The sequence below is a fragment of the Vibrio sp. 10N.222.55.C7 genome (assembly GCF_041473335.1).
Classification (GTDB): domain Bacteria; phylum Pseudomonadota; class Gammaproteobacteria; order Enterobacterales; family Vibrionaceae; genus Vibrio; species Vibrio crassostreae_C.
In genome coordinates this window covers 259,200-267,104 of the sequence record NZ_JBFRSC010000037.1, presented here as the reverse complement: position 1 = coordinate 267,104, position 7,905 = coordinate 259,200, and the positions used below count along the sequence as shown (strand labels likewise).

Below are 7,905 nucleotides of genomic sequence, written 5' to 3'. Positions count from 1 at the left end.
TTTTACTTTAATTGGTATTAATCGTCATTCGCCTTTTTAACAATCTGCTTAAGAGCATTGAGCTCTCATGAGCTTATTGGTTTTTAGTACTCTAGATCTTCACTGCCACCCGCAGCTGTAAACCATGCCGTTAGGTGTGTTTTAAGATCTTTCAATTCGTCAGGGCCAATCAATGCAAGGCCAAGATCTTCAGCTCGTGTGATGTCGTTATGGCGAAGAGGACGGAAGCTCACTAACATTGCACGTGCTTGTAGGCCACCTAGCAGGTCTCTAAGCGATTCCAGTTTGTACAAGGTGTCATCACCATCATCACGCATGCCTTTGGTCTTACATTCGATGATGTGCAGCTTATTGTTCACCACAGAGGCAACATCAAGCTCGTTACGAACCTCACGTTCACCCAGTTGACGGTATACCTGAACATTCAAAGAACGATCTTGAATGGTCGGCATGTCATCTTGGATTTGTTTCACTGTGCTGTGAACCAGAGTCTCCAGCCATTCACCGTTTGAGAAGCGGCGTGCGTCTTCATTAGCAAAAGTTAAAATACCATTGTCGTAAGTCGCAATCTTCGCTTCAACTAAATCGCTCAACAGCATGTTCAGTTCACGGTAACCTTGTTGCTTCTCAGAGAGACCAACATCAAGCTTCTGTTCTTTACGGCAGGTCGTTGCAAGGTAGTTTAATGTCGCAAGGCCTGGGCCCAATTCTAGCGCGTTACTTGCCCAACGTTCACCCAGTTCATAAAGTTTCTGATCAAGTTGCGGAGATAGCTGAACATCGCTGAACTCGCCACGAGCCCCAAATACCGTTAGGTAGTCGTCGATAGTAATGCGGTCTTGAACTTGTGCGTCTTCTTTTCCGTTCGGGTACAACCAGCACAGCTTGTCACTGTTTGGTTCAACCACGAAGATTGGCCAGTGGTAAGTACGGAATACTTCGTACACCGAAAGTAGGCGGTGACGCAGGCCACAACTCGCGTTGAGCTTCACTTCTTGACCGCGAGCTTTGAGGTCTTCGGCAAGAGTTTGGATAGATTCTTTGATTACAGATGTGTTTACGATGGTCGGAATTTCGAAAAACTCACTGGTAATGTCGCGCTTCTGTAAAACGCTGTCTAAACGTTTGTACATACTGACTTGATTCTTGTCGCCGATAAACACGATGTGAGTGCTGACCGTTCGGTTATCAAGTAAAGGGGTGAGCAAGCGAATAGGGTCTTGATCGATAATGCCAACATGAACAGCCATATAAATTCCTTAATAGCGGCTCGCTCATAAAGGTGAAAGAAAAAACGGGAAGCAGCAAGCCTTAATAATCATATAATGACAAAGCTCATAAAAAACAAGGGCAACCCTTGATAAAAGTTGCCCTAGCTCAATTAGTCACCACTATTGGGTAAGAAGTCTCAACAATCTCACTAAATATCTATCGATTCTTCATTTATCTATAGTTTGAATTGATGTACTAAATCACCTTGCTGATTCGCCAAAATTGTTAGGTTTTGGCTTGCCTCCGCAATTGAAGACATCGCTTGGTAACTCTTATCTGCGATGTGGTTGATGTCTTCGATGTTGCGTGCAATATCACCAGACGTTTCACTCTGCTCAGCGGCTGCTTGAGAGATGTGTGTACTCATGTGGCTGATCTCTAGAATCAAGGCTTGGATCTCTTCCATCGCACTGTTTGCACTTGAAGCTTGTTGAACCGACATGTCCATATCGCTCATACAGCTTTCAATTACGTTACTTGCAGTTTTCGAGCTTGATTGCAGATTGCTGATCATAGTCTCGATTTCAGAGGTCGATTGAGTGGTCTTCTGTGCTAGCACTCGTACTTCATCGGCAACGACTGCAAAACCACGACCTTGTTCACCTGCACGCGCTGCTTCGATTGCCGCATTAAGTGCAAGTAGGTTGGTCTGTTCAGCAATACCACGAATAACGTCAAGAATTGAACCAATCTGGCTACTCATCTGTTGTAGCTCGCCTACAGCGCCCACTGATTCAGTAAGGCGAACTTCAAGCTGATTAATGGTGCTGATGTTGGTGTTCATGATCTGACGACCAGACTCAGAAGCCGATTCTACTTGTTGAACCATGGTGAGTGAGCTTTGCGCGCTGTTCGCCACTTCTTGTACAGAATGAGACATCTCTGTCATTGCGGTCGCAACAGTCGCGGTTTGCTCACGTTGGCTGTTCAATTGAGCCTGCGTTTCAGATGACGTCTTCTGGTTGACGCTTGCAGTCTTAGTTAAGTCATCTGAAGCATCATTCAACTTCACAAGGATATTGTGCAGGTTGTCAGCCAAGGTGTTGATGTGACGGCTCACGCGGCTGAATTCGTTGTCGTAGCGAATATCGATACGCTGAGTCATATCACCTTCAGTTAGACCTTCTAATGTACCGAGGATGCGAGTTAATGGCTCTCGTACGCTGTGTGCAATGTGGTAACCAATCGCAGCAGCGAACACAGTCACAACAATGCCAATGGCAATCGCGTTGAATAGGCCTTTGTCGTAGATGCTGCTTGCGTCAGCGAGTGATGAGTTAAGTTGCTCTTCAGCGGTCACGTTGAATGAGTCCAAAACAGCCATCGCTTGGTCAACTTCTAGAGCTAGGTTAGCGATGTTCACGTACAACGCTTGTTTGGCTTGTAGGTAGTTGTTGTGTTTGTCTAGTACGCCACCTTTCTGACCAACGTCTTTGGTGAACTTCTGAACCGACTCATCGAAGACATTTTTAAGTGCTGGTAGTTGTGTTGATAGACCTCGATAAGCGTAGTTAAGATGAGTAACGGCCTTTTTGTTTTGGTTAAGGGCTTTTTGAACGAAGGCAACATCAGAGCTAGCAAGTGCATCAGAGGTAATAACTTCTGCGTCTTGCAGTTTGATGAAGTAGCTCTTTGCCATCACTTTTACAGAGATGCTTTTTTGGTCGGCAACGTACTCTTTCATACCAACGGTTAATTCTGAATGTAAGCGTTGGAAGTCACGAGACGCTTTTTGTACTTGTTCTTGTGCTTCGAACATCGCGACGTAGTTGTTCATCGCTTCGTCAGCTTCGGCGAAGTAGCGTTCTTCCATTGCTCTTAATTGCGCGATACGTTCAACAAGTGAAGCATTGTTTTGGCTTGCCGCTTCTAAACTACCGAGAACTTCTGAAAACGAGTTTTGTGATGCAGCAAATTCTGTACGCATTGCAGACATGCGTTCAGCGTTTTGTGTGGTTAAGAAATCTTTGAATGACTTATCAGCAGAAAGCAATTGAACACTCGTTTGATTTGAAAGCGCGACAAGTGGTAATGAGGTTTCTGAGACACTCTCAAAATTGCTGTGTATCTGATTCATGCTGTTCATCATGATGGTTATCGTGACTGCGAACATGATGATGATCAGTGCGAAACCAGCGTACATACGCTTGATCACAGATCCCTTCATGGCTTTCTCCCTAAATAAAAATGCAGACCTAATGTCAGGTCAAAGTAAAACTAACAAAATTATCAGCATTCTATTGAGCTCGGCTTACGCATTTTATGACGCACACGTCAAAAATAGCGCTCAGTTATAACCAACATGCCATTCTTGAGAGCTAAGGCTCGTTTTTTTTGATTTGAACGGTGTTTTTTATTATGCTTTAAAGCAGATTTATTGTGGTTTGATGCGGCATAGCGCATACTCAAAGCATTAAAAAATAAATGTTTTATCGGAGAGAAACATGGCTGAAGAAACCATTTTTACTAAGATCATCAACAAAGAAATCCCAGCAGATCTACTATACCAAGACGATTTAGTAACCGCATTTCGCGATATTAACCCTCGCGCGCCAAGCCATATCCTAATCATCCCAAACAAGCTGATTCCGACAACTAACGATGTTGAAGTCCAAGATGAAGCGATGATGGGGCGCATGTTTACTGTTGCTCGCAAGTTAGCAAAAGAAGAGGGCATTGCAGAAGATGGCTATCGTCTTATCGTGAACTGTAACTCTCACGGTGGCCAAGAGGTTTATCATATTCACATGCACTTGGTTGGCGGCCGTCCACTTGGCCCCCTATTAATGAGCTAATAAAAAGCTAACGAGTTAATGAAAGCTAATGAGCTAGTTTAAACCCGCTCATTAGTGGGTTAACACAAGTAGTTAGTTGGAAAATTTGTAGTTTGTATGCCAACTTTAAGTTCTATCTGTTGTCTGAACATCGGCATCGCCTAGGCAGAGGCTAAATCAGTAGGGTTTCAACTGGCTTGAGATCCTTTTTACAACGCGTTTCGTTTTGATAATGAGACCATTAAAGGTCAGCAGACCCTAATAAAGTAGGCATTTTAAACATGCACGGAGACGATAAGTGAAGCAACAGTTTAGATTCGCTTCCATTGCCCTGTTATCGGCGTTGACCGTAGGTTGTGCGAGTATGTCTGCAGGAAGCCTGTTCAGTCATTACAGCGCACAAAACAAAGCGATCTACCAAGCCGTTAAATCTGGAGATTATTCAGAGGCTCAGCAAGAGCTACCAGATTACGCGGCAGGCGACATCCTTGATAACTTTGAAAGAGGCAGAATTAATCTGCTGGATCAAAAATACCCTGAGAGTAAGGCTTCGTTTGAAGTGGCTGATCAGGCGGTTACTGAGCAGCAACGCAAAGCCGTGATCTCAATCTCAGACAGTGCAACCAGTGTGGGTGCGTTGGCTGTGAATGACAATATTACCGAGTATGTGCCAGCCGATTACGAGTTGGGCTTTCTTCATCTGTATCTCGGTTTAAATTACCTCAAGAAAAACGATTTAGAAGGTGCGGTGATCGAAATGCGTCGCGCCAACCAAGTTCAAGAACAAGCGAAGAAGCAACGCGAGGCTGAGTTAGACAAAGCAGCCAGCGATGCGAAGAAGCAAGGCTTGTCTGCCAATGTGGGTAGCATCCTTGCCAATTACCCTGATGCGGGTAAGAAACTGCAGTCAGTACAGAATGCGTATCTGATGTTCTTGTCTGGTCTGCTTTATGAAGCGTCAAATGATTTAAACAGCGCCTACGTTGACTATCGTCGTGCTTTGGCTGTGATGCCAGATAACCAAGAAATCATCGATAGAACCATGGCAACAGCCGCTCGTTTAGGGATGCGACAAGATTTAGCAACATTAGAAAAACGCTATAAGCAATCTTCTAAACTTAGTGCAGGTGAAGGGCGAGTGATTGTTCTTCAAGAGCAGAGCGCTGTGCAAGCTATGGACAGTTGGCGACTGGATTTGCCTGTTTATGACAGTCGCGATCAGGGGGCAATATACTCTCTTGCGCTGCCATATTACCCAAGTCAAAACGTAGAGCGTTTTTCTGCCTTGCGAATCAGCGGACAGCCGCTACAAGAACATTTGATCACTGATGTAAACGCGATGGCGCAGAACGATCTATCGGAACGTATGACAAGCATTGTTATTCGCCAAGCGCTACGTGTAGTCGCGAAAGATCGCATTCGAAAAGAAGCAACCAAAGGCGATGATGTCGGTAATATTCTGTTCAACGTGTGGAACACACTGACAGAGCAACCAGACACTCGCAGTTGGCAATCATTACCTGCAGAGATTAAGAGCAGTACGTTTGTAGCAAATAGCGGTCAATATACGTTGGAAGCGGGCGCTAAAACTTACGACTTTGATATTCGAGAAGGGCAGACCACCTTGGTGTGGATTTCTCGACAAGGAAACAATGCAACAATGTGGCATAAACAGCTAGGGAGGCTGTAATGAAAAAGTGGTTAGTGAGCTTAGCAGCGGTTATGGCTCTGGCTGGTTGTGCTGATAATACAGCTGGCGTAAGGGTCGATAGTCTGACTCAGAACGTTTTCTTTGGTGACAAGGTATTGGGCAGCCGTTTACAGGTTGAAGATATTCGCACCGATCTGGTCGACGGTCATACGCGAGGAATCGTTCGTTTAAACAGTAACTATAAAGGCGATCAACATATTCTTTATCGTTTTTACTGGTACGACGATGCCGGGCTTGAGGTCAACCTTAAACAAGGTCCTTGGAAGCAAGCGATTGTTCGTGGTTTTGAAAGTATTTCGTTGTCGGAAGTGTCGGTAAACCCGAAAGCGACTCAGTTCAGAGTCCAGTTCCGAGAGCAGTAAGTTAGATTAAACGGGTCTCATGATTCGTAAATACAAGAATTTAAGAGTGTGGGTAACCCCGCTCAGTGATAAGTTGAGGAAACAAAATGAAAAAGAGTGTCATTGCGCTACTAGGTTTAGCGGTTATTTTAGGTGGTTGTTCAAACAAGGTAAGCTACGGTGATGCACAAGCAGTAGAAACCACGACAATCGATTTCGGTTCAACTGACCTTCAAACGATTGCGGGTGAAATGGTCGATAGCATGATGGCGTCTGGTTCTGTGTCTTACATTACTCGTGAACAGCGTCCAATCGTGTTTGTAGAGCGAATCAAGAACAAAACAAGTGAGCACATCGATACTGAGTCAATCACTGACACTATCAGTACTAAGATGCTGAATTCTGGTAAGTTCCGTTTCGTTGATATGGACCGTGTAGAGTCTGTTCGTGACCAATTGAACTTCCAAAACAACGATGAGCTTGTAAATCAAAGTTCAGCGATTCAATTCGGTAAAATGGTTGGTGCTCAGTACATGCTGTACGGCAACCTATCAAGCATCGTTAAGAAAGCGGGTAGTGACGAAGACGTTTACTACAAAATGACGATGCGTCTAATGGACCTTGAGTCTGGCTTGATTGAATGGGCTGACGAGACTGAAATCCGTAAGCAACAATCTAAGAGCCTACTAGGCCTTTAATTTTGCTTACTTGCCAACTAAACGCAGCCAGTTTTGACAGCGTCTAGTATTGGCAGCGCTGAATTTTGACAGCGTATAGCTTGGTCACACGCCAATGCAGTGCATGATGTGCTGTTTATGAAGAGACACTGGCTTTTGGTCAGTGTCTTTTTTGTAGGGAATGAAGACGTTTATAGGGAGTAAATATGGCAATTTTTTCTTGGTCTGAAGCTAAGCTTCTTGATACCAGTTTGAGTTCGCTTGATGGTTACTTTTCTGAGCCACCTGTTAGAGCTCAAACGCTGACCGGCGGGTTGACCAATCGATGTTGGAAGTTGGTGTTAGCCGATGGCACTGCGTATGTTTGGCGGCCAACCACACCTATCACCAAAGCGTTCTTCATCTCTCGTCATGAAGAGTACCAAGTGCTGTCTGCCATTGAGCGACTCGGTATTGGGCCAAGCCCAATGGTAGTGAATGAGCAAGGCTTGTTGGTTGAATGGATTGCGGGTGAGACACTTTACGAAGATCTAGAACTTGATGACCTGTTGAAAACGCTGATATCTGTTCACCTGGTTAATACTGCGCGATTACCACTGCAACCATTCAGTTTCACGGCGCGAGTCGACCATTACTGGCTGCAGCTTGATGCGATTCATAAGACCGAAGCCTGCACGCAGATTTATCAAGAGTGGCGCGTGGCTCCGAGTATTACCAATGTTGACCTGTCTTTGTGCCATTTTGACTTAGGTGGTTATAACCTAGTGAGAAACAGTGACTGCATTAAGATTATTGATTGGGAATACGCTGCGCTCGCAGACCCTAGGCTCGATTTAACATTAACCATTGCGGTTGCTGGCGCGCCAATCACAGAAGCGGTTGAGAAGTACTGTCAGCTGCGAGGCATCCATGATGTTCAGCCTTGGCTTGACGGCGTAGAAGCATGGTTACCAAGAAGCCAGATGATGGCGATGCTATGGTATTTACTTGCTCATCAGCTTTGGGGTGATGAAAGTTATCTGCGTGAAGCGGAGGCTCTGAGTCACACTTTATGTAGCTAGGATCACGTTTAGGAGGTGAAAAATATAATTTCTCAGCTGTTACCTTTAAAACCTTGTTTTTCGTGTTAG

General features: G+C 44.9%; 7 protein-coding genes. 5 read left to right on the top strand and 2 right to left on the bottom strand.

What is annotated here, in order from left to right; all coding sequences use genetic code 11:
* Positions 1 to 83 precede the first annotated feature (83 nt).
* Together AB4482_RS13990 and AB4482_RS13985 are read right to left on the bottom strand one after the other, a co-directional pair.
* Positions 84 to 1,250 carry a DUF1887 family protein gene (locus AB4482_RS13990; RefSeq protein ID WP_048609362.1) on the bottom strand — a complete coding sequence of 389 codons (1,167 nt, stop codon included), beginning with the start codon at positions 1,248 to 1,250 and terminating at the stop codon, positions 84 to 86.
* A 197-nt stretch (positions 1,251 to 1,447) separates the two neighbouring features.
* Complete coding sequence (locus tag AB4482_RS13985) at positions 1,448 to 3,439, bottom strand: methyl-accepting chemotaxis protein (protein ID WP_017068093.1); 1,992 nt, start codon at positions 3,437 to 3,439, stop codon at positions 1,448 to 1,450.
* 277 nt (positions 3,440 to 3,716) lie between these two features.
* On the opposite strand from AB4482_RS13985, the gene hinT reads away from it, so the two are divergent.
* The 5 genes from hinT to AB4482_RS13960 all read left to right on the top strand — a co-directional run bounded on the left by hinT (position 3,717) and on the right by AB4482_RS13960 (position 7,836).
* The gene (gene hinT, locus AB4482_RS13980) at positions 3,717 to 4,067 is read left to right on the top strand and encodes a purine nucleoside phosphoramidase (RefSeq protein ID WP_017060220.1); all 351 of its coding nucleotides are present in this window, start codon (positions 3,717 to 3,719) and stop codon (positions 4,065 to 4,067) included.
* Between the two features lie 277 nt (positions 4,068 to 4,344).
* Positions 4,345 to 5,736 carry a COG3014 family protein gene (locus tag AB4482_RS13975; protein ID WP_017065296.1) on the top strand — a complete coding sequence of 464 codons (1,392 nt, stop codon included), beginning with the start codon at positions 4,345 to 4,347 and terminating at the stop codon, positions 5,734 to 5,736.
* On the top strand, positions 5,736 to 6,119 hold the full coding sequence (locus AB4482_RS13970; RefSeq protein ID WP_017060222.1) for a YcfL family protein: 384 nt from the start codon (positions 5,736 to 5,738) through the stop codon (positions 6,117 to 6,119). Before AB4482_RS13975 ends, AB4482_RS13970 begins: the two co-directional genes overlap by 1 nt.
* Before the next feature lie 86 nt (positions 6,120 to 6,205).
* Entirely contained in the window at positions 6,206 to 6,796 is a 591-nt protein-coding gene (lpoB, locus tag AB4482_RS13965) for a penicillin-binding protein activator LpoB (RefSeq protein WP_017060223.1), read from the top strand.
* A gap of 185 nt (positions 6,797 to 6,981) precedes the next feature.
* Positions 6,982 to 7,836 (top strand): phosphotransferase, encoded by an 855-nt coding sequence (locus tag AB4482_RS13960; protein WP_372181093.1) that lies wholly within the window; start codon positions 6,982 to 6,984, stop codon positions 7,834 to 7,836.
* Positions 7,837 to 7,905: the final 69 nt, after the last annotated feature.